Source organism: Bradyrhizobium sp. USDA 4503 (assembly GCF_054055815.1).
Genome location: NZ_JBSRXS010000001.1, coordinates 2,570,486 through 2,595,791 on the forward strand (window position 1 = coordinate 2,570,486; position 25,306 = coordinate 2,595,791).

The 25,306-nt window shown below is 64.0% G+C and carries 27 protein-coding genes; 7 read left to right on the forward strand and 20 right to left on the reverse strand.

The annotated features are described in order from the left end of the window. Nucleotides 1-41: 41 nt before the first annotated feature. Both ACVMIH_RS12575 and ACVMIH_RS12580 read right to left on the reverse strand, forming a co-directional pair. Nucleotides 42-2,219 (reverse strand): molybdopterin cofactor-binding domain-containing protein, encoded by a 2,178-nt coding sequence (locus ACVMIH_RS12575; RefSeq protein ID WP_456862051.1) that lies wholly within the window; start codon nt 2,217-2,219, stop codon nt 42-44. Between the two features lie 3 nt (nt 2,220-2,222). After that, the gene (locus ACVMIH_RS12580) at nt 2,223-2,684 is read right to left on the reverse strand and encodes a (2Fe-2S)-binding protein (RefSeq protein ID WP_057019645.1); all 462 of its coding nucleotides are present in this window, start codon (nt 2,682-2,684) and stop codon (nt 2,223-2,225) included. Nucleotides 2,685-2,865: 181 nt separating this feature from the next. Here ACVMIH_RS12580 and ACVMIH_RS12585 point away from each other — a divergent pair, with 181 nt between their 5' ends. From ACVMIH_RS12585 to ACVMIH_RS12595, 3 genes are all read left to right on the forward strand, one after another. Further along, nucleotides 2,866-3,747: a LysR substrate-binding domain-containing protein gene (locus ACVMIH_RS12585; RefSeq protein ID WP_057019646.1), complete on the forward strand. Its 882-nt coding sequence runs from the start codon at nt 2,866-2,868 to the stop codon at nt 3,745-3,747. 134 nt (nt 3,748-3,881) lie between these two features. Further along, a complete protein-coding gene (locus ACVMIH_RS12590; protein WP_156436474.1) occupies nt 3,882-4,091 on the forward strand; it encodes a hypothetical protein in 210 nt (69 codons plus the stop codon). Nucleotides 4,092-4,115: 24 nt separating this feature from the next. Further along, on the forward strand, nt 4,116-4,622 hold the full coding sequence (locus ACVMIH_RS12595) for a hypothetical protein (RefSeq protein ID WP_245311720.1): 507 nt from the start codon (nt 4,116-4,118) through the stop codon (nt 4,620-4,622). A gap of 78 nt (nt 4,623-4,700) precedes the next feature. Here the strand turns inward: ACVMIH_RS12595 and ACVMIH_RS12600 are convergent, their stop codons facing one another. The 8 genes from ACVMIH_RS12600 to ACVMIH_RS12635 form a co-directional block, all read right to left on the reverse strand. Beyond that, nucleotides 4,701-5,138, reverse strand: a complete 438-nt coding sequence (locus tag ACVMIH_RS12600; protein WP_057019648.1) for a DUF5658 family protein — start codon at nt 5,136-5,138, stop codon at nt 4,701-4,703. A 150-nt stretch (nt 5,139-5,288) separates the two neighbouring features. Beyond that, nucleotides 5,289-5,453, reverse strand: coding sequence for a hypothetical protein (locus tag ACVMIH_RS12605; RefSeq protein WP_168856726.1), 165 nt, complete (start codon nt 5,451-5,453; stop codon nt 5,289-5,291). Between the two features lie 450 nt (nt 5,454-5,903). Beyond that, complete coding sequence (locus tag ACVMIH_RS12610; RefSeq protein ID WP_057019650.1) at nt 5,904-6,812, reverse strand: heme o synthase; 909 nt, start codon at nt 6,810-6,812, stop codon at nt 5,904-5,906. Nucleotides 6,813-6,952: 140 nt separating this feature from the next. Then, nucleotides 6,953-7,360, reverse strand: coding sequence for a cytochrome C oxidase subunit IV family protein (locus ACVMIH_RS12615; protein WP_050384760.1), 408 nt, complete (start codon nt 7,358-7,360; stop codon nt 6,953-6,955). Between the two features lie 8 nt (nt 7,361-7,368). Continuing rightward, a complete protein-coding gene (locus ACVMIH_RS12620) occupies nt 7,369-8,091 on the reverse strand; it encodes a heme-copper oxidase subunit III family protein (RefSeq protein WP_057019651.1) in 723 nt (240 codons plus the stop codon). Nucleotides 8,092-8,105: 14 nt separating this feature from the next. Next, the gene (locus ACVMIH_RS12625; RefSeq protein ID WP_057019652.1) at nt 8,106-8,810 is read right to left on the reverse strand and encodes a cytochrome c oxidase subunit 3; all 705 of its coding nucleotides are present in this window, start codon (nt 8,808-8,810) and stop codon (nt 8,106-8,108) included. Further along, the gene (gene ctaD, locus ACVMIH_RS12630; protein WP_057019653.1) at nt 8,807-10,582 is read right to left on the reverse strand and encodes a cytochrome c oxidase subunit I; all 1,776 of its coding nucleotides are present in this window, start codon (nt 10,580-10,582) and stop codon (nt 8,807-8,809) included. The genes ACVMIH_RS12625 and ctaD overlap by 4 nt, the downstream gene beginning before the upstream one ends. An 83-nt stretch (nt 10,583-10,665) precedes the next feature. After that, the gene (locus tag ACVMIH_RS12635; RefSeq protein ID WP_076831602.1) at nt 10,666-11,499 is read right to left on the reverse strand and encodes a cytochrome c oxidase subunit II; all 834 of its coding nucleotides are present in this window, start codon (nt 11,497-11,499) and stop codon (nt 10,666-10,668) included. Nucleotides 11,500-12,045: 546 nt separating this feature from the next. Here ACVMIH_RS12635 and ACVMIH_RS12640 point away from each other — a divergent pair. Then, entirely contained in the window at nt 12,046-12,942 is an 897-nt protein-coding gene (locus tag ACVMIH_RS12640; RefSeq protein WP_456814525.1) for a DUF2189 domain-containing protein, read from the forward strand. A 277-nt stretch (nt 12,943-13,219) separates the two neighbouring features. On the opposite strand, the gene ACVMIH_RS12645 is transcribed toward ACVMIH_RS12640, so the two are convergent. Next, nucleotides 13,220-14,836: a S10 family peptidase gene (locus ACVMIH_RS12645; protein WP_456862053.1), complete on the reverse strand. Its 1,617-nt coding sequence runs from the start codon at nt 14,834-14,836 to the stop codon at nt 13,220-13,222. Nucleotides 14,837-14,999: 163 nt separating this feature from the next. Here ACVMIH_RS12645 and ACVMIH_RS12650 point away from each other — a divergent pair, with 163 nt between their 5' ends. The 3 genes from ACVMIH_RS12650 to ACVMIH_RS12660 all read left to right on the forward strand — a co-directional run bounded on the left by ACVMIH_RS12650 (nt 15,000) and on the right by ACVMIH_RS12660 (nt 17,018). Continuing rightward, entirely contained in the window at nt 15,000-15,779 is a 780-nt protein-coding gene (locus ACVMIH_RS12650) for an NAD kinase (protein ID WP_253639530.1), read from the forward strand. Nucleotides 15,780-15,884: 105 nt separating this feature from the next. Further along, nucleotides 15,885-16,430, forward strand: a complete 546-nt coding sequence (locus ACVMIH_RS12655) for a response regulator (RefSeq protein ID WP_028336173.1) — start codon at nt 15,885-15,887, stop codon at nt 16,428-16,430. A 9-nt stretch (nt 16,431-16,439) separates the two neighbouring features. After that, nucleotides 16,440-17,018, forward strand: a complete 579-nt coding sequence (locus ACVMIH_RS12660) for an Hpt domain-containing protein (protein ID WP_016843908.1) — start codon at nt 16,440-16,442, stop codon at nt 17,016-17,018. Between the two features lie 68 nt (nt 17,019-17,086). Here the strand turns inward: ACVMIH_RS12660 and ACVMIH_RS12665 are convergent, their stop codons facing one another. From ACVMIH_RS12665 to hisI, 9 genes are all read right to left on the reverse strand, one after another. Then, nucleotides 17,087-18,268, reverse strand: coding sequence for a DUF2336 domain-containing protein (locus ACVMIH_RS12665; RefSeq protein ID WP_141341505.1), 1,182 nt, complete (start codon nt 18,266-18,268; stop codon nt 17,087-17,089). 162 nt (nt 18,269-18,430) lie between these two features. Then, the gene (locus tag ACVMIH_RS12670; RefSeq protein WP_456862054.1) at nt 18,431-19,435 is read right to left on the reverse strand and encodes a transglycosylase SLT domain-containing protein; all 1,005 of its coding nucleotides are present in this window, start codon (nt 19,433-19,435) and stop codon (nt 18,431-18,433) included. Between the two features lie 92 nt (nt 19,436-19,527). Further along, entirely contained in the window at nt 19,528-20,319 is a 792-nt protein-coding gene (locus ACVMIH_RS12675; RefSeq protein WP_316398052.1) for a c-type cytochrome, read from the reverse strand. After that, complete coding sequence (locus ACVMIH_RS12680) at nt 20,316-21,941, reverse strand: cbb3-type cytochrome c oxidase subunit I (RefSeq protein WP_456862057.1); 1,626 nt, start codon at nt 21,939-21,941, stop codon at nt 20,316-20,318. The genes ACVMIH_RS12675 and ACVMIH_RS12680 overlap by 4 nt, the downstream gene beginning before the upstream one ends. Beyond that, entirely contained in the window at nt 21,931-22,494 is a 564-nt protein-coding gene (locus ACVMIH_RS12685) for a cupredoxin domain-containing protein (RefSeq protein ID WP_057019660.1), read from the reverse strand. Before ACVMIH_RS12685 ends, ACVMIH_RS12680 begins: the two co-directional genes overlap by 11 nt. Continuing rightward, entirely contained in the window at nt 22,494-22,673 is a 180-nt protein-coding gene (locus ACVMIH_RS12690; RefSeq protein WP_016843914.1) for a hypothetical protein, read from the reverse strand. Before ACVMIH_RS12690 ends, ACVMIH_RS12685 begins: the two co-directional genes overlap by 1 nt. Before the next feature lie 115 nt (nt 22,674-22,788). After that, a complete protein-coding gene (locus tag ACVMIH_RS12695) occupies nt 22,789-24,039 on the reverse strand; it encodes a c-type cytochrome (RefSeq protein ID WP_057019661.1) in 1,251 nt (416 codons plus the stop codon). A gap of 13 nt (nt 24,040-24,052) precedes the next feature. Next, nucleotides 24,053-24,664: a c-type cytochrome gene (locus ACVMIH_RS12700; protein WP_082190604.1), complete on the reverse strand. Its 612-nt coding sequence runs from the start codon at nt 24,662-24,664 to the stop codon at nt 24,053-24,055. Between the two features lie 202 nt (nt 24,665-24,866). Beyond that, complete coding sequence (hisI, locus tag ACVMIH_RS12705; protein WP_057019662.1) at nt 24,867-25,295, reverse strand: phosphoribosyl-AMP cyclohydrolase; 429 nt, start codon at nt 25,293-25,295, stop codon at nt 24,867-24,869. Nucleotides 25,296-25,306: the final 11 nt, after the last annotated feature.

A 25,306-nucleotide genomic window follows, 5' to 3' on the forward strand; every position in this document is an offset into this window, starting at 1 on the left:
TCACGATCGCGCCAGCACCCGGGGGAGGCTCTCACTCGCCCCTAGGTCTGCTTCAAGGTCGCCGGATCGACCGGCATCTTGCGCAGCCGCTTGCCGGTCGCCGCGAAGATCGCGTTGCTGATCGCCGGCACGATGCCCGAGGTTCCGGTCTCGCCCATGCCGCCCGGCGGCTCAGTGCTCGGCACGATATGGACCTCGATCGCCGGCGCCTGATCGATGCGCAGCATCTGGTAGCTGTCGAAATTGCTCTGCTCGACGCGGCCGTCCTTGAGCGTGATCTCGCCGTAGAGCGCCGCCGTGACGCCGAAATTGATGCCACTCTGGAGCTGCGCCTGCACCGTGTCGGGATTGACCACGGTGCCGGAATCCATCGCACAGACGACGCGGTGGACACGGACCGAGCCGTCCTTGGCGACCTCGACCTCGGCGACCTGCGCGAGGTAGCTGCCGAACACGAATTGCAGCGACACGCCGCGTCCGCGCCCGGCCGGCAGCTTGCCGCCCCAGCCTGCCTTGGCCGCCGCGAGCTCGAGCGCCGCCTTGGCGCGCGGCGATTTGCCGAGCAGCGCGCGGCGGTAGTCGACCGGATCCTGCTTCGCCGCCGCCGCCAGCTCGTCGATCACGCTTTCGGTGACGAACACGTTGTGCGAGGGCCCGACGCTGCGCCAGAACGCGGTCGGAATGCCCGGTGGTTCGACCCGGACATATTCGACATGGAAGTTCGGAATGTCGTAGACGAGATCGATCGCGCCCTCGGTCGTGTCGGGATCGAGCCCGTTGCGGAACGCCGGCGGCGCCCATCGCGCCAGCACCGACGAGCCGGCGAAGCGGTTGTTCCAGGCAACCGGCTTGCCAGATGCATCGAGGCCGACCGCAATCCGGTCGCACCAGTAGGGCCGGTACATGTCGTGCTGGATGTCCTCCTCGCGGGTCCACACCACCTTGACCGGCGTATCGACCTGCTTGGCGATCTGCACGGCGCGAATGACACCGTCGACCTCGAGCCTGCGGCCGAAGCCGCCGCCGAGCAGATGATTGTGCACCACCACCTTCTCCGGTGGCATGTTCAGCACCTTCGCGGCCACCGCCTGCGCACGCGAGAGCGCCTGGCTGCCGACCCAGATCTCGCAACCGTCGGAACGCACATGCACGGTGCAGTTCATCGGCTCCATCGTGGCATGGGCGAGGAACGGCAGTTGATAGGTCGCCTCGACTTTCGTCGCCGCGCCCGCCATCGCCTTGTCGGCGTCGCCGATATTTTGCGCGACCGTGCCCGGCTTGGTGGTGGCTGCTTCGAGCTCGCGCGCGATGTCCGATGTGGCGAGCTTGGCGTGAGGGCCCTCGTCCCACTCGATCGTGAGCGCCGCCAGACCCTTCTTCGCCGCCCCCATGTGGTCGGCCACCACCGCGACGGCGTCGTCGAGCGTCACGATCTGGCGCACGCCCTTGACGGCTTTTGCCGCCGCATCATCGACGCGCTTCACCCGCCCGCCGAACACCGGCGACTGCGCCAGCGTCGCGACCTTCACCCCGGGCGGCCGTGCGTCGATGCCATAGACCGCCGTGCCGTTGATCTTGGAGGGTGTATCGAGCCGCTTGGCCGGCGTGCCGATCAGCTTGAACTCGGACGGGCTCTTCAGCGTGACATTCTCCGGCACCGGCATCTGCGCCGCGTCAGTCGCGAGTTCACCGTAACCCAGCTTGCGTCCGGAGGCCGCGTGATGCACCTCGCCGTTCTCGGCGCGGCATGTCCCCGGCTCGACGTTCCAGCGTTTCGCCGCGGCCGCGACCAGCATCGCCTTCGCGGTGGCGCCGGCTTTCCGCATCGGCTGCCAGGCGCCGCGCATTGCGTTCGAATTGCCGGTGGCCTGCACGCCGAGCAGCGGGTTGGCGTAGAGCTTGTCGCTCGGCGGCGCGTGTTCGAGCCGGACCTGCGTCAGGCCGATCTCGAGCTCCTCGGCGATCAACATCGGGATCGAGGTGTAGGTGCCCTGCCCCATCTCGACATAGGGCATGGTCAACACGACCTTGCCGTCGCCGCCAATCCGGACGAAGGCGTTCGGCGCGAAGCCGTCGGAGGCCGCCGCCTCGCTCTCGCGGCCCGCGAACGGCAGGCTCACGCTGAGCAGCAGACCGCCGCCCGCGATCGCGCCGGCGCGGAGGAAATTGCGCCGCGACAGGTCGGCAGCGCGCTCAGACAGATTGTCGATCAGCGTCATGGCTCAACCTCCCGACTGCGCGGCTTGCTTGATGGCTTCGCGAATGCGCACATAGGTGCCGCAGCGGCAGATATTGCCCGACATCGCTTCATCGATATCGGCATCGGTCGGCTTCGGCTTGCCCGCGAGCAGCGCGGAGGCCGACATGATCTGCCCCGACTGGCAGTAACCGCATTGCGGCACCTCATGCGCGAGCCAGGCGTCCTGGATCTTCTTGCCCGCCGGCGTCATGCCGACCGCCTCGATGGTCGTGATCCTGGAGTCGCCGATGCTGTCGATGGTCGTGATGCAGGAGCGCACCGCCGTGTCGTCGAGATGCACCGTGCAGGCGCCGCACAGCGCCATGCCGCAGCCGAACTTGGTGCCGGTCATGCCGAGCACGTCGCGCAGCACCCAGAGCAGCGGCGTGTCGCCATCGGCATCGACCGAATGACTGGTCCCATTGATCGTGATCTGGAAGGGCATCGTGACACTCCTGTCTGGTTCAGGCTCCGGCGAGATTGCGTCCCTCCGGGCGAAATCGGCAGCATTTCGAAGCAATCGGACGCATCATCGCGCCGATTGCTCACTTATGGTAATAAATATAGTTCCAGCACCCAATAAGTAGCGCCTTGATGCGCAGTGAAATAACCATTGGTTTATAATCATGGATCGACTGACCAGCATGTCCGTGTTCGCCCGCGTCGCCGATCTCGGCTCCTTCACCGCGGCGGCCAAGGAGTTGCGGATGTCGCCGACCATGATCGGCAAGCATATCCGATTTCTCGAGGACCGGCTCGGCTCGCAATTGATCAACCGGTCGACCCGGCGGCAGGGCCTCACCGAGCTCGGCCGCAGCTATCTCGATCACTGCAAGCAATTGCTTGAACAGGCCGAGGCCGGCGATGCGCTGGTCGAGGAGGCGCTCAGCGCGCCGCGCGGCAAGCTCCGCGTGGCGACCTCGGTCGCCTTCGGGTCGTACAGCCTGGCGCCCGCGCTGGTGCGCTTCATGAAGAAATATCCGGAAGTCTCGGTCGACCTCATCCTCAGCGACAGGATGGTCGATCTGCTCGAGGAAGGGCTGGATGCGGCGATCCGGGTCGGCACGCTGACCGACTCCACCATGATGTCGCGCTCGCTGTCGCCCTATACAGGCGTGGTGTGCGCCGCGCCGAGCTATCTCGCCGAACGCGGCACGCCGACCCATCCGGCAGATCTCGCCCGCCATGAATGCCTGCGCTACCCCGGCTGGTCGGACGGGCAGCGATGGACATTCTCGGGGCCGGAGGGCGAAGTGCATGTCGATGTCGCGAGCCGCCTCTTCATCAACAGCGCGTTCGGCATCCGCTATGCGGCGCTGGCGGGCGCCGGCATCGTGCTGATGCGCGACGAGCTGCTGGCCGACGATATCGCCGCGGGACGGCTGCAGGTCCTGCTGCCGAACTACACGACGCAGAGCCGCGCGCGCCAGATCCTGTGGCCGAAGCATCGCAAGATGACGCCGAAGCTGCGCGCGCTGATCGACTTCATCGTGGAGACGTACGGCTGAGACAGATCGCCGCGGCCAAACCGCTCAACGCGACTGGCCAAGGTTGTGACATCGCGACGGAGCGCGTAGGATGAGAATGTGCAATGAGGCCGTCGCGCCGATGCCGGGCGGCTTCCGTTCAAGTGAGGCGCGACATGCTGCCTGCCGAGGTTTGGACGCGCCTTCCCATCTCGAGAATTGAAGATCCGAGCGACGCCGTTCGCGGCGCGGGCCTTGACTCGACCCAGATGTCCAGCGGTCATCTCTCGGGCAGTCTCGTCTTTTCGAACTCGGACGGCATCGAGTACAGCGGGCTGATCGACGGAGGACAGCGCCGCGCCCACCGGATCGACCGGTGGACGTAGCCGAATTTAGCAGGAGATACACTGATGCTTGACTTGAAGCGTACTACGATGCTTGCAGCGTCCATCCTCACCGCCTCGATCATTGCGGCAATACCGCTTGAGTCGGCGTCCGCAGCGCTGCTCGGCGCGATGCCGATCGGTAATCACGTCGCGCAATCATCCGACGTCGTTGCAGTCCGCGCGGCCGGCCGCCGTGGCGGCGCAGCAGTCGGTCCCCGCGGCGGTGCCGTCGTTCACCGTGGTGGCGCAGCCGTTGGGCCGCGCGGTGGCGCCTATCGCGGCCGCACCGCCGTCGTCGGGCCCCGCGGCAACGTCGCGGTTCGCGGCCGGACGGTGGTGGGAGGCGGCGGATGGGCGCGTCCGGGCCGGTATTACTGGCCAAGGGGCGGCGCAATCGCAGCCGGCGCTGCCATCGGGGTCGTGACGGCGGCAACGGCCGCGGCATGGGCCGGTGCCGCGCCGGCGCCCGGCATGTGCTGGTACTATACCGATCAGTCCCGCACGCAAGGATTCTGGGACTACTGCCAGTAATCGCCGTAGCGAGCGAACCGATATGAAGCCAGCGATGTCTCGCGCCTGCCCTGGCGGAGGCACCACTGGTGTTCCTCGCTACTTCGTGCTTGCGATGATCAGAAGATTATTGAGTACGGGCGTGGAGCAAAACGCCGCCACGATCGCGATATTGTAGGGGTTGTTGCTGCGCCAAAGCAGCCACATCATGAAATAGGTCAGACCGAGCTTCGGAATAAGCCACCAGGGGCCGAGCCATGTCTGAGCGACATGCATGAACGGGTTCAACTCGCCGAGGCCGAGATTCAGGATCGTGTTGGTGGTGTAGAGATCGGCGATGCCAAGAAGCAGGACGGACAGCACGAGGAGCGTCTTGGCGAGGTAACGTGGCCCCAGAATAATCTCGTAAGCAAATGCGGCGCCCCCCGGGACGTTTCGCTTGAACCACGACTGCGCGGCATCATTGGTCGCGAAAATCTTCAGATGCTCCGGCTCGCCAACGGGCTTGCTTGTGTCGGTATAGACCCAGACCTTCATTCGATTGCTCAAATATCTCTTTTCAAATCACAAAAAAGCATCATCTGCCGAGATGGTCATCTCGGGAGACCAAGGTAGCTCTGCCGTCGCCGTGAGGATAATTCCGGAGAGTGGCGTTGCGTTGGCCTCGAGGTGCCGCTTCAGGGCGGTTCAATCGTTGCGGCGCTTCAGGTCCAAGCGTCCGATGCGTTCATCAATCAGTCGATTTAGTTTCTCGTCCCGCCGTGAATTCTTCCTAAACAGCCCGCCATGCAGCCGATAGGCAAGAAGGAGCAGGACAATGGCAGTGCCCCCGAGATAGTAGGACCAGTCCATTCTTGAACCGCGCCTGGTTGCTGCAACGGCCGAAGCTTAGGGCGAGCCTGTCCTACTTGTCCAACGCTATCCCGTGCGCCGCACCTGCCCGGGCCCAAATGGATTGGCCTGATTTATGCTTGGAAATGGCCGCATACGGAGGACGCGCGATGAGGCGGGACCTTTTGGTTATTTGCGGCGGAATGCTGGCCACGGGCGCCATCGCCTGGATCCTGTTGGGCAACCCGGCGAGCGGGCCACATATGCACGGGCTCCAGACGATGTCGGCAGACCAAGACTTGAGACTCGTCTCCCAGCGAAGTCCATATATGCGGGACGAGCGCTAGGGCCGTCCCTGGCGGGTGCCTGCGAACTTCAATCACTGAGCTGCCCGGCAGCGCAAGCCCGCTCGGCAACAATATTCGATTTTTCCGAACAACGCCCAGCGGCTGTCGATTCGAATGCGTCCAGTCAGTGGGACTGAGCGTAGGGTGCAGCATTCATCAGCAGCCCCCCAAAAAGCAGGACCAGATAGAGCATCGAAAACACGAACAAGCGACGAGCAGGCCGCCTTTCCTTGTCGTCGCTCCGGCGCAACTGCCATGCGAGAAAAATCATGATCGCTCCCAGCGTCGCCGCGGCCGCGCCGTAGACGGCTCCCGCGAACCCCAGCGCACAAGGCAGCAGTGAGATCGGAACCAAAAGCACGCAATAGAGAAGAATCTGGCGCTTTGTTTCTGTCTTGCCAGCCACGACCGGCAACATCGGCACACCGGCACGGGCGTATTCTCCAGCAAGATTGAGCGACAGTGCCCAGAAGTGGGGTGGCGTCCAGAGGAAGATGATCAGAAACAGGATGAGCGGCTCGAGCCCAACATGTCCCGTGACCGCAGCCCAGCCAATCACCGGAGGGAGCGCGCCGGCGGCACCGCCAATAACGATATTCTGCGGCGTTCGGCGTTTGAGCCACATCGTGTAGACGACGACGTAGAAGAAGATAGTGAAAGCAAGCAGCGCAGCAGCGGCCATGTTCAGCAAGGTGCCGAGAGCCAGGACGGCGCACGTGCCGAGCATCAATCCGAAAGCCAATGCTTCCGGGCGCGATACGCGGCCGCTGGGAATTGGACGGATGGCGGTACGCGCCATCACCGCATCGATGTCGGCGTCGTACCACATATTGAGCGCAGCTGCGGCGCCAGCTCCCGCGGCTATGCAGAGAAGAGCAGCGAAACCGGTGAAGGGATCGATGCCGCCTGGTGCGACCATGAGACCGACCAGTGCGGTAAAGACGACCAGCGACATCACGCGCGGTTTCGTCAGTGCGACGTAGTCTCCGATGTTGGCATAACTCCGGCGAAGAATTGAACGATTGATTTGCACGAGACTAATTCCTCGTCGGTTCGAAAAAGCCATCGGCCAAAGGCCTGCTTCGCAGGGTTCCGGACGATGTGGCGAGTCCTCCGCCTTCAGGACGCTTTGCCTTGTCCAGCATGACCCACGCGGTCGTGGCCGTCCATTTCTTAGCTTGCTGACGCGAAGAACATCACCCGAAGCAGATGCGTATAGTCGGATTCGAACATCATGATCCCGACAAAAACCAGCACCAGCACCGGCGGCAACAGGATGGCGTAGGCCAACGCCAACCGCTCCCAGGCCATGTGCATGAACACAGCGACGATCAGGCCGGCCTTCAGCACCATGAACAGCAGGATCAGCGACCATCGCAGGTGGCCGTGGATACCAAAATAGTCGACGAGATAGGAGCAGGTGCTGAGCACGAACAACCATCCCCAGACCACGAGATAGAGCTTGATCGGGTGCTGCTGGCCCTCTGCATGCGCGGCGCCCGATGCCACCGCACCATGCACATAGCTGTGTAGCGCATGCTGTGCTGCCTGCCCTTCCACATGTACCGCTGCTTCTGTCATGCGCGACCTCACCAGAGATAAAAGAAGGCAAAGATGAACACCCAGACCAGATCGACGAAATGCCAGTACAGGCCCATGATTTCGACGATCTCGTAATAGCCCTTGCGGCTCGTGAAAAAGCCGCGCCGCTCGACGTCGAAGTCTCCCCGCCAAACCTTTCGCGCGATGGCGATCAGGAAGATCACGCCGATGGTCACGTGGGTGCCGTGGAAGCCGGTGATCATGAAGAAGGAAGCGCCAAATTGCGGTGCGCCCCACGGGTTGCCCCAGGGCCGCACGCCCTCCATGATCAGCTTGGTCCATTCGAAAGCCTGCATTCCGACGAACGTCGCGCCAAATGCCGCGGTGGCCAGCATCAAGGCTGCCGTTTTGACGCGATCCCGGCGGTAACCGAAGTTGACGGCCATCGCCATCGTCCCGCTGCTGCTGATCAGGATGAAGGTCATGATCGCGATCAGGATGAGCGGGATGTGCTGACCGCCGATATTGAGCGCGAATACTTCGCTGGGGTTGGGCCACGGCACGGTCGTCGACATTCGCGCCGTCATGTATGACAGCAGGAAGCAGCTGAAGATGAAGGTGTCGCTCAGAAGGAAGATCCACATCATGGCCTTCCCCCAGGACACGTTCTTGAACGCGCGCTGGTCCGAGGCCCAGTCGGCGGCGATGCCGCGCAATCCGGGTATCGTTCCGGGCAGCGCCTTGGGGGTTGCGAGTGTGGTTTCGGTCATCGCTTCCTGCCTCGCTAGGTGAGCAACTGGCGACAGATGTCGACGAAATTGTCTGTCCAGCCCGTCAGCAGACCGAGCAGGACCAGCCAGACCAACAACAGGAAATGCCAGTAGATGGTACAAAGCTCGACGCTCAGGCGCATCTGCGTCATCGGCGCGCCACGCCACAGTTTTACGGTCGCCCTGCCGAGCGCCACCAGGCCGCCGGTCAGGTGCAGCCCGTGGAGCGCGGTGATCAGATAGAAGAAGGAATTGGCCGGATTCGACGCCATGGCATAGCCGGCGATTTTGAGCTGCTGCCACACCACGAGCTGCCCGATCAGGAACATCACGGCCGATGCACCGCCGACCAACAGGCCCGCGATCAGGCCCTCATGGTCGTCGCGGCGCGCGGCCATCAGCGCCCATTGCAGCGCCATGCTGCTGATGACGAGGACGCCGGTGTTGAACCACACCAGCCTCGGCAGCGGCAACTCGCGCCAGTCCACCATGGTGGTGCGCATCGAGTAGGCGCTGATCAGGAGCGCGAACAGCGAACCGACCACCGCGAGAAAAACACCGAGGCCGATTTTCGCCGCCGGCACCGAAGAGCCGAGATCGCCGCGAAGATCCACCGCAATGCCCTGCTCCAGCCACGGCTTGGCGGCCAGCCGTTGCTGCGAGAGCCACCATCCCGCGATCGCTGCAATCGTAGCAATGAACAGGACGATGGCACTCACGGATGGGCTCCCTGGGCCAGCACCTTGGCCGGCGGTTCATTCTGCGGGATGAAGTCCCTCGCGGAACCGGGCACGCTGTAATCGTAGGCCCAGCGATAGACGACGGGGAGCTCCTTGCCCCAGTTGCCGTGCCCCGGCGGGGTCTCCGGCGTCTGCCATTCCAGCGAGGTGGCACCCCAGGGATTGCCGCCCGCCTCTTTTCCCTTGAACAGGCTCCAGACCAGATTGAACAGGAAGACGAGCTGAGCGAAGCCGACAATCAGCGCCGCCACGCTCATGAACGCATTGAGGTCATGGGCGGAGGCCGGGACGAACGAGGTCTCGCCGATGTCGTGATAGCGGCGCGGCATCCCGAGCAGGCCGAGATAGTGCATCGGGAAGAACACCGCATAGGCCCCGATGAACGTCACCCAGAAGTGGAAGCGTCCGAGCGCGTCATTGAGCATCCGCCCGGTGACCTTCGGATACCAATGATAGATCCCGCCGAACACGGCCATGATCGGCGCAATCCCCATCACCATGTGGAAGTGCGCGACGACGAACATCGTATCCGACAGTGGAACGTCGACGACAACGTTGCCGAGGAACAGCCCGGTCAGGCCGCCATTGACGAAGGTGACGATGAAGCCGAGCGCAAACAGCATCGGCACAGTTAGATGGATGTCACCGCGCCAAAGGGTCAACACCCAGTTGTAGACTTTGATCGCGGTCGGGACCGCGATGATGAGCGTCGTGGTGGCGAAGAAGAACCCGAAATACGGGTGCATGCCGCTGACATACATGTGGTGCGCCCACACGACGAAGCTCAGCGCCCCGATCGCCACGATCGCCCAGACCATCATGCGATAGCCGAAGATGTTCTTGCGCGCGTGCGTACTGATCAGATCCGAGATGATGCCGAACGCCGGCAGCGCGACGATGTAGACTTCGGGGTGGCCGAAGAACCAGAACAAATGCTGGAACAGGATCGGGCTGCCGCCGCCATACTTGGTCAGCTGGCCCATCTCGACCAGTGTCGGCATGAAGAAGCTGGTTCCAAGGAGGCGGTCCAGCAGCAGCATCACCGAGGCCACGAACAGCGCCGGGAACGCCAGGAGGGCCATCACGGTCGCGGTGAAGATGCCCCACACCGTCAAGGGCATGCGCATCAAGGTCATGCCGCGTGTGCGGGCCTGCAATACTGTTACCACGTAATTGAGCCCGCCCATCGTGAAGCCGATGATGAACAGGATCAGCGAGGCCAGCATGAGAACGATGCCCCAGTCCTGCCCGGGGGTACCGGAGAGAATCGCCTGGGGTGGATAAAGCGTCCAACCGGCGCCGGTCGGCCCGCCCGGCACGAAGAACGTCGCGGCCAGCACCAGCACCGCGAGCAGGTAGACCCAATAGCTCAGCATGTTCACGTAGGGGAAGACCATGTCCCGCGCGCCGACCATCAGCGGGATGAGGTAGTTGCCGAAGCCGCCAAGGAACAACGCCGTGAGCAGGTAGATCACCATGATCATGCCGTGCATGGTGATGAACTGAAGGTACTGGTTGGCATCGATAAAGGAGAACGTGCCGGGAAACCCCAGTTGCAGCCGCATCATCCACGACAGCACCAGCGCAACCATTCCGATCGACATCGCCGTGATCGAGTACTGGACGGCGATCACCTTGGCGTCTTGCGAAAAGACGTACCTCGTCCACCAGCTGTGCGGATGATAGAGCTCGACCTCACCTACTTCGGCGGGCGGGATGCCTGCGACCTCATCAAACGGGATATCGACCATCGGAATACCCTCCTTGGTCTTCCGCTCAGCGACGAGTTCACTTCATCTCCGGCCGAACATCCGGCCGATCCTCGTCGGCATGTTCATTCGCTGCCAGTCTTGTACGCGGCCTTCGCGACGTTGCGCTGGCCGGACAAGGCGGCGAACGTGTGCTGCTTGTCCAGCCACGCGTGATATTCCTTCTCTTCTTCCACGACGACCTTGCTGCGCATCTGTGCGTGCGCGGCACCGCAAAGCTCCGCGCAGAGGACGTCGAAGGTTCCGGTCCGGGTCGGCGTGAGCCAGTAGTAGGTCACCGAGCCAGGGATCATATCCATCTTCGCCCGGAACTCGGGCACGTAGAAATCATGCAGGACGTCGATCGAGCGGAGCAGCACCTTCACCGGCTTCCCGACCGGCAGATGCAGATCCTCGTTTTGCACGACGATGTCGTCCTGCCCGTTCGGATCATTGGGATTCAACCCGAGTGGATTGTCGGAGCTGATCAGGCGCGCATCTGACGTGCCGAGCCGGCCGTCCTTTCCCGGAAGCCGATAACTCCACATCCACTGTTGTCCGACGACCTCGACGTCGGTCGCGTCGGCGGGAACGGTGACGAACTGGTGCCAGACGATGAGGCCCGGCGCCAGCATGGCGACGACGCCGATCGCGGTGCCGATGCTGAGCCACCATTCGAGCTTCTTGTTCTCGGGATTGTAGTGGGCGCGCCGTCCCTCGGTGTGGTGAAAGCGCAGGACGCAATAGGCCATGAACACGATCACCGCGCAGAACACCGCTCCGGTGATCCAGAATGTCAGGTTGATCGTGTGGTCGATATAGCTCCAGTTCGAGGCAATCGGGGTCCACCACCAGGGGCTGTAGAGGTGGAACAGCACCGAGGCGACGGCAACCAGGAGCAGTAAAATCGCTACAGCCATCCCTCATTCCTCCTTGCCATTGAAGGCTGCGGAGACGAACGAAAGGGCGGAGCTCACGTCAGAGGGATGGTCTCACGTTCACCATCACCGTGGCTTTTGCCTCGCCCATTCTGCCGGTCGCGATGCTGGGACATGACAAAAACTCAACGTCACGGCCGCAACCTCATCGGAGCTGGGGGCGTCAAGCATCAACATGGTACCCATCGAGCCAGACGTCAATAGAGGAGTAATGCCCGCCGCTGTCCGGCGCGTGTTGGCGGGAATGCATTGGATGCCGCGAACACTGATCGGCCCTCCCCAATCGCATGGTGCATCGCAAGACCTCGTTTGTGCATCTGCACAATTCTCCCGACCGCATTCGCCACCTTGCTTCTGCCGCGCATCGGACTAGTTTTACTTGACCGGTTGCGACAGACGTCGTCCGGCAAGCTCCTTCTGGTTGAATCTGATTTGCCGGACTCAGTCGCGATTTTCGCGCATGAGGCGGATGTGCGTGTGTTGATGGCGCTCCGTTCCCCTGCGGCCACAAGCAAGGAGACCGGAACCATGACCACGGTGTTCGCACGACCCAAGCTGCAATTGTTTGGCGTCTCTACCGCCTTCGTCGTTCGCAAGATCAGCCTTTCCGACCTGGGCGACGCGTTGCGCCTCGGCTGGGAAGACTTCAAGGCCATCCCGACCCACGCAATCGTCCTGTGCGTGATGTATCCCGTGCTCGGACTTGTCCTGTTCAGACTTGTGCTTGGCTATTCGGTGCTGCCGCTGCTGTTTCCGCTCGCCGCCGGCTTCGCCCTGATCGGTCCTTTCGCCGGCCTCGGCCTCTACGAACTGAGCCGACGGCGCGAACGCGGAGAGGAGCCAGGAGCCTGGGATGCGATGCAGGTGCTGCGCGCACCGTCGTTCGGCGCCATGTTCGAACTTGGCGTTCTTCTGTTCGTTCTGTTCGGGGTCTGGATCGCCACCGCGGACGCGATCTACATCATGACGTTCGGTTATGCGCCGGCTGCGAGCATCCCTGATTTCGCAAAGCGCGTGTTGACGACGCCCGAAGGCTGGTCGCTCATCATCGTCGGATGCGGCGTCGGCTTCCTTTTCGCCTTGATTGCCCTATGCGTCAGCGTCGTCTCCTTTCCACTGATGCTCGACCGTCATGCGACCGCGATCGATGCGATCCGCACCTCGATACGGGCCGTGATGATGAATCCAATTGAGATGGCCGCGTGGGGATTGATCGTTGCGGTATTGCTGGCGGTGGGCTCACTGCCATTCTTCGTCGGTCTCTGCGTCGTTCTGCCGGTGCTTGGTCATGCGACCTGGCATCTTTACAGGAAGGTGGTCGAGCCTGACCGGAATCCTCCGCAAGAAGAGCCCCGCCCGCCGATCGGTCACCGCTACGCGGCCGATTTCCCGGCCTCCCTCTTCCCGTGGAGCCGTGAGCGCTAAGCGTTTTCGCGCGAAGCATGTCGCGCAATTCAGTGTCGTCCCGGCCTAGTGCGCAATTGCGCACGGGGGCCGGGACGACGAAGGTGGATGTCGGCCGTGTCACACTATCGATGTCGTCCTGGCGAAAGCCAGGACCCATTACCCCAAACGGAATTTGTTGCGCGACGCCGGGGCCGCGATCCCGTTCACAATCGAATTTGGTGGTTATAGGTCCTGGCTTTCGCCAGGACGACGACCGTATTTGCAGCGACGGCGCAATCCACACCACCACATCCCCTTACCTCATCAGCGCCTCGACCTCCTTGCGGAACGCCTGGCGCGAGCCGTCGCGGGAGTAGAACATGTGGCCGCCGGGATAGACCGCGAGCCTGGTGCGGCCCGGGCCCGCGAAGGCCGGCAACTGATCGAGGATGATCTTCGAGGCGAAGTACGGCGTGGCGAGATCGAACAGGCCGTGGCCGACCAGGAGTTTCAGGTTGGGGTCGAGCGCCAGCGCCTGGCGAAGCTGCGTCACCGACTCCGCCGGACTGATGCCGTGACCGAACTCCCAGGCCTTGTTCACGCTTTCGCTGAGCAGATGATAGGAGCCGTCCGGCCGCCAGTTCAGCTTGCGCGTGGTGAGGTCGACGGCGGCGCTGGTCAAGGGCGCCATCAGCGGATCGCCGGACGGATCGTTGAAACGGAAATAGCTGGAATCCGGATAAGGATCGAAGCCCTCGATGGAGGCGTCGTAGCGGCCGGTCACCTTGCCGTTCTTGCGATCGAACTCGCGGCGGAATTCGCCGATGTCGAAACGGCCGGCGAGCCTGCGGCTCACCACCTGATCGATGCCGGTCAGGCTAGCGACCTTGTCGGCGAGCCGCGTGGTGGCCTCGGTGTCGGCCTGCCCCTTGACGAGGTCGAGCAGGAAATCGCCGCGCGCGTAGCTCTCGACGTCGGCGAGATCCTCACGCGTCACCGGGCCCTTTGCCTGTCGCGCGACCGCCGCCATGGTCGGCAGGCTTGCGACATATTGCAGGAGGCTGGAGCCGGTATATTCGCGGAAATCGAGCACCGGCGAGATCAGCACCAGGCCGCGGACGCCGACGCCCTGCTGCATTTGCAGATTGCGCACCACCTTGGGCCCGCGAATGCCGCCATAGCTTTCGCCGACGAGATATTTCGGCGAGGTCAGCCGGTCGTATTTCTCCAGCCAGCGGCGGATCACCAGCGCGACCGAATTGGCGTCGCCGTCGACGGTGAAGAAGCGCTTGCGCGCCTCCTCCGAGGTGGTGACAAAGCGGCTGTAGCCGGTGCCGACAGGGTCGATGAAGACGAGATCGGTGAAATCGAGCCAGGTATCGGCATTGGCCTGCAGCTCGGGCGCGGCCGAGGACACCGCGCCGTCGAACGGCAGCCGCCACGGCCCGACATTGCCGAATTGCAGCCAGGCCGACGCGGAGCCCGGACCGCCGTTGAACAGGAAGGTTACCGGCCGATTCGCCTTCTCGGCACCGTCGAGTTGGTAGGATGTATAGGCGATGTCGGCGAGCGGCTCGCCCTTGTCGTCGAACACGCGGATCGAGCCCGCGGTCGCGCTGAAGTTCAGCGTGCGGGAAGGCAGCGCGACCGATTGCTTGGTCGTGGAGTCCGGCGGCAGGCGGTGCTGCTCGGCGGTCGAGCCGCTGGCCGCAGCGCTGGCGCCGGAGCCGGCCTCGCCGCCGCGTCCTGCCCGCCCCTTCTGGCCGCTCGGGTTCTGGCCACCTGGGCTCTGGCCGCTTGGGTTCTGGCCGCTTGGGGCCTGCGCGCTCGGCGACGGCGATGGCTGCGGGACGTCATCGTCGGCTCGCGCCACGGTCGCAAGACAGGCCACCAGCAACGCCGCGGCGAGCCGTGTCGCAAGACTGTTAGCCATATCGTTCACTCCCTGCGCCCCGATTTACGCAATCCAGCAACAAACTGCGCTAGTTTGGCGGCGCCGGCGTGGCATGCGGTCCGTTCCCGGACCATCTCGACAAGGCCGCCCGGGATGTATAGACGAGCGCGGCGTGTTCCGTGCCAAACGAGTTCGTGAGCGAATGGCCAGCTCCAAGCGGTATGACAAGATCGCCTTCGTCGCCAGCGCGAGCGTGGAAGCGCAGTCGGCGCTCGAGCAGCTGACGGCAATGTACGGCAACCATCTACCCGCGGATGCCGACGTCGTGGTCGCGCTCGGCGGCGACGGTTTGATGCTGCAGACGCTGCACGCCAACATGCGCAGCGGCAAGCCGATCTACGGCATGCACCGCGGCACCGTCGGGTTCCTGATGAACGAATATTCGACGCATGATCTGCGCACCCGGCTTGCCGCCGCGCGGGAGTCGCTGATCAATCCGCTGCTGATGCGCGCGACCGACATCCACGGCGCCGTGCATCTGCATCACGCCATCAACGAGGTCGCGCTGTTCCGGCAGACCTACCAGGTCGCCAAGCTGCGCATCCTGATCGACGAGCACGAGCGGATGCCCGAGCTGATGGCCGACGGCATCCTGGTGGCGACGCCGGCCGGATCGACCGCCTACAACCTCTCCGCCCAGGGGCCGATCCTGCCGATCAACGCGGCGCTGTTGGCGCTGACCCCGATCAGCGCGTTCCGGCCGCGGCGCTGGCGCGGCGCGCTGCTGCCGAATTCCGCCTTCGTGGTGATCGAGGTGATCGAGGGCGAGAAGCGCCCGGTCGCCGCGGTCGCCGACCATGACGAGGTCCGCGACGTCCGCCGGGTCGAGGTGCTGTCCGACAAGACGATCGCGATGCGGATGCTGTTCGACCCCGGCCACTCGCTGGAAGAACGCATCCTGCGCGAGCAGTTCGGCTACTGACGGCGTCTGCCTCCTTGCCCGGCAACCAATCATTAACCCCGGGCGGGATATGGTTAACGTCGGGTAATACCGCATTGGCCCGGTATGCCCTATCAGGGCCGGACCATGTATCGCATCGATTTCAACAAGCTGCGATTTTTGATTTGCGACGACAATCCGCACATGCGCCGCATCCTGCGGACGCTTTTGCATTCGTTCGGCGCGCGCGAGGTGTATGAGGCCGAGGACGGCGCCACCGCGCTCGAGATGTACACGCACTACGTGCCCGACATCGTCATCACCGACTGGTCGATGCCGATCTTCGACGGGCTCGAACTTGCGCAGATGATCCGGCAGCCGGAATCCAAGGGTAATCCCTACGCGCCGATCATCATGCTGACCGGGCATTCCGAGAAGCGTCGCGTCACGGTGGCGCGCGATGCCGGCGTCACCGAATTCTTGGCCAAGCCGATCTCGGCCAAGGGCCTCTACCAGCGCATCATGAACGTGGTCGCCAACCCGCGCCCGTTCATCAAGACCAAGACCTATTTCGGCCCCGACCGCCGCCGCAACACCACCAACACCTATATCGGCCCCGAACGCCGCGGCAGCGGCGAGGTCGAGGTGCTGCAACAGCCATCGCTGCTCGAAAAGGCGCGCTCGGCCATCTAGGATACCGCCATGGCGAAAGACAAACCCGGGACGATCGAAGTCAAGAGTTTCGGCACGCACCACGTGATCACGCAGCCCAATCCGCTGCGCAAGATGCTGCTGCGCGTCCCCGAGAGCGATCTCGACGATCCGGTCGGCCGCGCCGAAAAGGCGCTCGCCGGGCTGTCGGGCGAGTTCAAGGAGTGGATGACGATCGAGGCCGACCGCCTCTCCGCCGCGCACGCCACCGTGCTGCGCGAGGGCTTCAGCGACAAGACGCGCGAGGAGCTGTTCCGCGCCGCGCATGACATCAAGGGCGATGCCGCGACATTCGGCTATCCGTCGGCCGCCGCAGCCGCGGAGAGCCTGTGCCGCATCATCGAGCACGCGCCGGATCTCGGCGCCGTGCCGCCGCAGCTGATCGCCCACCACATCAACGCCGTGCAGGCGATCGTGCGCAACCGCACCAAGCTCGACACCGCGGTCGTCGCCGGCGTGCTGAGCAAGCAGCTCCGCGGCATCGCCGATGAATTCCTGACCCACGCCAACCGCGACCGTCCCGAACACCTCGAGGCGATCCTCGCGCCGAGCATCGTGCCCGGCGAATAGCCGCGCGGCCGGCTGCTCGCGTTGCGCAGCCCACTCAAGCATCCATCGATGGGAAGGAAGCGCGGCCCTCAGGCCGCGATGAGATCGTCGTCGTAGGGCAGCACCGCGATGGCGTCTTCCGCGGCGAGCTCCTCGCAGAACATCCGTGCGTCCTCGCGGGCCGATTCGGTCGCAAAGCGGCGCAGCAGGATCAGGAGCGGCTCGGCCGCCGAATGATCGGTCTCGCAATGCGTCAGCACCCGCTCCACCATGCGGCGATGCAGCCGCGCCGCGCCGTCACCGCTGTCGACATAGCCGACCTCGTGGCTGGCCTCGAGCGCGACGCGGAACGCGGCGTAGGTGGATTCCGGCAAGCCGGCGCGGCGCAGCAGCGCCTGCAGGCCGTTGCCGCCGCGGTCGTTCAACAACGCGGAGACGCGGCCATAGGGCAGTCCGGAGAGTTCAGCGAGCGCCGCCCCGAACAGATCGAGATTGCCCGACAGCAGCGCGCGCAGGATCAACCCGGCGGTCAATTGCCCGGTGGCGCGCAGATGCGTGATCAGGTTCTGCATGTCGTCGCCGAAGGCGCGCGCGGCGATGTTCACCGTAGAGCGTTCCCTGGCCTCGCCGGCAATCCGGTCGGCGCGATCGGCACCGAGCCAGTTTCGCGTGACGACGAACTGCGCCAGCGTGTCGGAGAGCTTTGCGACCAGCGCCAGCCGCGTCGCCGACGGCAGGTCTTCCAGCTGCAGCATCGATTCCCTGATGGCGGCGAGATGGCCGTGGCGTTCGACGATGCGATCCCAGGAGAACGGCGCGAGGCCGGCGTAAGGATTTTCGATCAGCTCGAGCGCGGCCGCGGCCGAGCCGACCTCGGCAATCGCGGCGGCGACGGAGGCCGGCAGATTGATGCGGCGCGCGATCGCGCACTGCATCTCGTCGGAACCGGTGGCGACGATGTCGACGAGGTCGGCATCGATCAGAAGCGGTGAATGTTCCAGCACCAGCAGCGCGATCGCCGGCTGGTCGGCCGACAGCGCCTGCACGATCGCGGCGGGCGCGTCCGCGCTGCGCGCGAACACCTCGGCCATCGCCTGCCGCACCAGCGGCGACGGGTCGTCGAGCAGCATCAGCAGCGCGCCTTCAGCTGCGATGCGGTCGTCCTCGGTGAGATCCGAGATGAGCCAGGCCCGGGCCAACGCCCGTGTCGCCTCTGCTCGCTCACCTGCTGGAGCGGTCCTAATCCAACTAATAAACTGCCGAACGATCATGGTCCTTCCGGCTTACGCAACGAAACGGCATCGACATACGACGCCACGCAAGGAAAAATAAACCATGACGCTTAACAAAGGGTTCACCATAAACGTTTGGGATTATTGACGTTTCGTTAAAGCCGCAACGGCGCGCGGCTTCGCGCGCGCAGCAAGACAGCGCTAGCCGTTGCTGTAGGTGCCGCTCGGATCGCTGAACAGGTCGAGCCGTCCGGGCGCGCGGACCTTCGGCGTCGCCGATGACGTCAGCGAGGCGGAATTGCCCCACAGCTCCTGCACCGCCGGCGAGATCGGCTCCGAGCGATCGCCGGCCTGGTAGAGCGAGCGGAAGGTCGGCGCCGACTGTGCCGATGCGATGGCCGAGGTCGCAGCGACGGGCGTCGCCGACCGGGAGTCGGGGAAGGTCGAGAGATAGGACGCGGTATCCATGGTCAGCGCTGTCGTCGGCGCGGCGCCTGCGATCGCGTAAGGCGACATGGTGTCGCCACCCGCCGCCGCGAAGGCGGTGCGCGTATCCTGGGAGTTCGCGGCCGCGGCGTAGCGCGTGGTCAGCACCGAATAGACCTGGCTGACGCTGCGTGCGCTGCCCGACTTGTCGTAGAAGATCGACTGGTTGGCGGCCGCCGCCTTCGGGAACATCGTGGCCGCATTGGCGCTCGGGCTGTCCTCGGCGCTCGAGATCAGCTTGCCGGCGCCGCCGACGCCCATGAAATGGGCCATGTAGAGTTCGGCATCGGTCGGACGGCGGCCGAGCTTGCCGGTAAGCTTGAAGCTGTTGGACTGCGTCAGCACCGCCGCCATCGAGGACGCCGCGTCCGGATCGTCGCGCAGCTTCATGACCGCGGCGCGCGCCGAGGGATCGCTGACCGAATAGCTGCCGTCGGAATTCCTGGTGATGGCGTCGGCGTACTGGCCATAGCCGAGCTGGCTTCCGGCCTCCTTGACGGTGCCGAGCCAGGTCTGGTCGATGAATTGATAAAGTCCATGCGCCGACGACGTCGTGGCGCCGGCCCGCGGATTGAAATTGGATTCCATCTTCGCGGTGGTGAGCAGATATTCGAAGCTCGTGCCGGTGGTCGCGGCCGCCTGCTTGATCGAGCTCGCCACCTTCAGGCGCGAGGAATCGACACCTGCCGAAGCCGTCGCATTGAAGAGGTCGACCGCCATCTGTCCGGGTGCCTTGCCGGGCGCCGGCAATCGGCACCCATGTTCCATCAAGGTGCCGTAATTATGGTTAATGGCGCGTTAATAGCGCCGGTTCAGGGCTGGGCCTCGTAGTAGTGCGCGACCTGGTCGATCTCCTCGGCCGTCATCTGGCGCGCGATGTTGCGCATCTGCTGGCTGATGTCGTTGCGGCGGGCGCCGGATGCAAAGGCCTCGAGCTGCGCCTTGATGTAGACCGCCGACTGGCCGCCGAGCCAGGGGCTTCCCGCCTTGTTGTCGACATCGCCGTGGCAGGAGCCGCAAGGCGCGATGTTGCGCATCGGGGCGCCCGTCACCACGATCGCCGGCGCGGGACGCCCGGTATCCAGATTGTTCGAAGGCACCCGCGGCAGATAGGCGTAATAGGCCGCGACATCCTTCATGTCCTGATCGCTCATCGCCGCTGCGAACGGGCTCATCACCACGCTGACCCGCGCGCCGGTCTTGAAGTCATTCAGCTCCTTGTACGTCACCGCGGCAAATTGCCCGGCGAGGTTCGGTGAATGAGCGTCGCTGACGCCCTGCGGTCCGTGGCAGATCGCGCAGCGCTGCGCCAGCGTTGCGCCCCGCCCGATCGAGACCTGATCTGCCTTAGTCAGCATCTCCGACGTCATGATGACATTGGACGTCTTGAAATCCGGCTTGATGCCGGGCTCCTGCACGGCGGCACGCGGAACGCCGGCCGCGCTGCAGATCGCATCCCAGACCCCCGCAAGCTTCAGGTTGGGCTGCGCCAGCGGCAACCAGATCAGGCCGGCGACGGCCGACAGCACGGCGATGGCGGCCGTGATGCCGACGCTGGCGCCGAACCACGGATTGCGAAGCGAGAACAGCGGCTGGTCGCTCATCGGCCTGCTCCGACATAGACCGCAGGCACGCTGGTCTCGTTCAGCGCCATCAACTGCGCAATCGGGAAACCATAGTTCACCACGGTGAGACCGACCATCAACGCGAGCCACAGGCCGAATGAGTTGAGCGCGACCGGAATCCGCGCGGGCATGTGCAACGGCACCGCGAAGCGGTACGCACCCGCCTCGCCTCGCGCACCGAACTGCCCGCGGATCAGCACCAGCAGGAACAGCAGGCCCGATATCAGAAGAATGAGCCCGCCGATCGCCGACATCGTGACCGACAAGGCCTGTGGCGAGATCGCCGGGTTGGCATAGTCGTAATACGCCATGCGGCGCGGCATGCCGAGAATACCGACATAGTGCCACGGGAAGGTGGTCACGATCATACCGATGAACCACAGCCAGAGCTGCGTGCGCATCAGGCCAAAACTGTCCAGCGCACGGTCGGTCAGATGCGGCCACAGATCATAGGCGATGGCAAAATACATGATCACGATGGCGCCACCGAAGATCAGGTGGAAATGGCCGGTGATCCACTGCGTGTTGTGCACGGTGGCGTCGAGCTGATAGCTCATGTTGATCAGACCGCCGGCGCCGCCGAAGCCGAGCATGACCAGCGACAGCGCCGTCGCCAGCATGATCGGATTGGACCATGGCAGCGCGCCGATCCAGCCGAATGCGCCGCGGCCACCGCGCAGGCGGCTGGCAATCTCCGCCGAGGCGCAGATCGTGAACACCGTGAGCAGCGTCGGCAGCGCGACGAGGCCGGTGAACACGGAGTGCATGAACTTGAATCCGGCGCCGACCTGCGGATCGGCAAACAGGTGATGCACGCCGATCGGCATCGCCACCACGACGAACAGGATGAACGAAATCCGCGCCATCGGGTCGCTAAAGAGCCGGCCGCCGATCGCCCGCGGGAAGATCGTGTAATAGGCGATGTAGGTCGGGATCAGCCAGAAATAGACGATGGCGTGCAGCGTCCAGGAGAAGAAGACACGGGCCAGCCCCGCATCGATCGTCGACTTCAGCCCAAGCGCCACGGGCAGGATCTGGAACAGGATCTCAAGCGCCGCGCCGACCGCGGTCCAGCCCCAGAGCAGTGAGCCCGTAACATTGGCATACATCGCAAGCGGCACCGGCTTGCCCGGGTTCTCGCGCTTCCAGATCACGAAATTGGTCACCATCAGCGCGACCCAGATCCATGAGCCGACCACGACCATGACGACGCCGATGTAATAGAAGGGATTGCCGACCATCGGCGGATAGAAGGTGTAGAGCACCGAGGCGAGCCCGAGCGACACCGGGATCATCGCGACAACGGCGCCGACGGCAACCAGGAAGAAGCCCACCCAGGCCCAGCGCCGTCCAACCAGCTCTTTCTCGAGCGAGGCTTCGGTGATCGCGTAACCGAATCCCATCGCGATCAGTGTCGGGAATACGTATCCCATCGCCGAGCCATGGGCGGTGACCGAGCGATAATAGAATTCCGGATTGAAATGCCAGGCGTTCAACGGGCTGCGCACGAACATCTGCCAGGCGCCGAGCACCAGCGCGACGCCGAACACGATGAAGGCAAGCCAGAAATGCACCGCGATCAGCCGCTTGTTAATCAACACAGGTCAGCCTCCGCTTCGCTGCCGCCATGTCACGGAACGCAGCCTTGTCGACCACCTTGACCTTGCCCCACATGCCCTGGTGGCCGATGCCACAGAATTCCTGGCACGGCATCACGTGATCGCCCGGCGCCTTGAAGCGCACCGGCAGGTCGGTGACGTAGCCCGGCACCAGCATCGTGTTGATGTTGGTGCCCTCGATCAGGAAACCGTGGACGACATCGGCGCTGGTGGCGCGGAAGGTGATCGGCGTCTCCGCGGGCACCACGATGCATTGCGGTGTGAAGGAATATTGCTGGCCAATCGCACGCACGGTGACCGATCCGTCGGCCAGCATTTCGCTGCCGAGATTGCTCTCGACGAATTCGCCCGACAGATGCAGCGTCTTGGGATCGGCGGTTTCGACCCGGCCCTGCGGCATCGTCGCCTGATGGATGCCGATATAGGTCGCCATGCCGACCAGGACGCCGACAATGACGATCGACAGCGTCGCCCAGCGCCGCTCGATCCGTGCGGCAACGGCCTCGCCGAGGCTGTGGTCAGTCTCGCTCGCCATCAGGGAACGCTCCGCGGCAGGAAGACCAGTAGATAGAATGCAAACCACAACCCGACCACGACGGCCGTCGCAATGCCCGCGACCGCGACCGCGCCGCCCGGACCGGCGCGTACGATGGTCTCGACATCATCGTCTTCCGAGCCCGATGCCGGCGGTTGCGGCGAAGACGAGTTGATCATGATCGCGCTCCCCTTAACGCGCGACGAGACGAGGTTGACTAGTCATCGCGCTTTAGCTCCTTTGTTTGAGCATGATCGTTTCGGAAAACCGCTTCGCACTTTTCCGGATCATGCTTTAGTTCAGCGTTGCTGCCCGCAGTTCGTTGGCCTGCCGCGCCGACACCGGCTCGCCGCGATTGCCCCAAGCCGTTCGAATGTAGGTCACGACAGCCGCGACCTCGTCATCCGACAGCTTCTGCGCGAACGGCGGCATGCCGTGGGGCATCGGATTGCCCGACGTGCCCGGCGGATACCCGCCATTGAGCACCATCCGGATCGGGTTCACCGCGGAGACCATCTGGATCGACTGATTGCCGGCAAGCGGCGGATAATCCGGCGGCATGCCCTGCCCGGTCGCGCCATGACAGCTTGCGCAGTCGCGGTCATAGATCGACTTGCCAAAGGACAGCAGCAGACTGCTCTCGGCCGACGGTAGCGAAGTCGACGCCTTCTCCGGAGGACCGCCCTGCGCAAGGCCCTTCAGGTAGACCGCCATCGCGCGCGCATCATCATCATTGAGATATTGCAGGCTGTTGTAGACGACCTCGGCCATCGGTCCGTACACGGCGCCCTTGGCGGACACGCCCTTGCGCAGATAGTCGACGATCTCCTCGATCGTCCAGTCGCCGAGCCCCGTCTCCTTGTTGGAGGTCAGCGACGGCGCGTACCAGTTCTGCATCGGGATCAGGCCGCCCTCGAAGGCCTGCGACTGCTTGCTGCCGCCGAGCGCATTGATCGGGGTATGACACATCCCGCAATGCCCTAGCCCCTCGACCAGATAGTTACCTCTGTTCCACTCCGCCGACTTCGTCGGATCAGGCTTGAACTCGCCTTCCCTGAAGAACAGCGTGCGCCAGCCAATGATCAGCGAGCGGTTGTTGAACGGGAATGTCAGGTCATGCGGCTTGTTGAGCTGCCTGACCGGCGGCACCGTGCGCAAATAGGCGTAGATCGCGTCGCTGTCCTCGCGCGTCACCTTGGTATAGGAGGCGAACGGCATCGCCGGATAGACCAGGCCGCCATCGGGGAAGCGGCCATTGTGCATCATCTGGTAGAACTGATCCGACGTCCATGTGCCGATCCCGGTCTGCGGGTCGGGCGTGATGTTCGACGTGTAGAGCGTGCCGAATGGCGTCTTCATCGGCAGCCCGCCGGCGAAGGTCTTGCCTTCGCGCGCGGTGTGGCAGGCGATGCAATCGCCGGCGCGTGCGAGATACTCGCCCTTGGCGAGCACGGCCGGATCGGCCGCCTTCTGCTGCGCCGATGCCCCAATCGGCGACAGTGCCAGCATCAGTCCGACAAGCAGTCCTGTTAAGGTTCGCGACATCGGCACGATCCCTTCAATGCGGTTCGCTGCCGCATTCGAGCGGCATCGGAAGGCTGCCTCGCGGCGCGAAGGATGGATCCGCCGGCGCCGGACGCGACGACAGGTAGGCTGCCACCGCCTTCACGTCGTCCTCCGTCAGCAGGCTCGCGACGATCTGCATGCAATCGGGAGCGAACGCGGTCCGCGTGCCGTAGCGCCAGCCGCCGAGCTGGCCGCTGATATAGGCGGCGCGCAGGCCAAGCAGGCCGGGAATGCCGGGCTCCATGCCCCCCAATGTAGGACCATGACAGGCCGAACAGGGCGGAATGCCGTGCTGCGGATCGCCGTTCTTCACGATCGTCTCGCCGCGCGCCAGAATCTCCTTGCTGTCGACCGGCGGGACCGGCGGCGGAAATGCCGGCCTGAGCGAGGCGAAATATTCGGCGATCTTCTTCAGGTAATCGTCGGTCTGAAACTCGAGCAGGTAGTTCATCGGCGGATATTTCCGCCGTCCATCCCGGAATGCGATGAGCTGGTTGTAGAGATAGCCCGCCGGCTTGCCGGCCAGCCGCGGGAAATAGGCGTCGCTGGTGCCCTCGCCTTCGGCGCCGTGACACGGCGCACAGGCAAGGACGCGCGCGGCCATTGTATCGGGCGCACGCTCGGTGGTTTGCGATTGCGCCGCGCCGATCGGCCACACAGCCCAGGCAAGAAACCCAAGAAGCGGTATCAGGCGATGCGCCACAGTTCACCCCCAGAGACGACTATGCGCAACGGCTTGCGCATGGCGTAACAGGGGCCACGAAGTACACGACTTCGCCGCGCTGTACTTGATTCAGATCAATGATCTATTTGCGATAGACCTGCGCCGGATCGAACAGCTTCTCGGCGTCGACAAAGGACAGGCTGACATGCCCGCCCTCGTCCTTCACCGCGCGATAGAAGCAGGAGCGCCGTCCGGTGTGGCAGGCGGCGCCGATCTGCTCGACCTTGATCCACACCGCGTCCTGATCGCAATCCATCCGGATCTCGACCACGCGCTGGGTCTGGCCCGAGCTCTCGCCCTTGCGCCACAACGCATTGCGCGAGCGGCTGAAGTACCAGCCTTCGCCGGTCGCGATCGTCTTGCGCAGGGCCTCGTCATTCATGTGCGCGACCATCAGCACATCGCCGGTCGCGGCATCGGTCGCGACGCAGGTCACAAGGCCTGCCGCGTCGAATTTGGGCTGGAAGGCCAGCCCCTCCTCGCGGTCGTGATCGTGGGTCGCTGCGGACACGGAAAACCTCG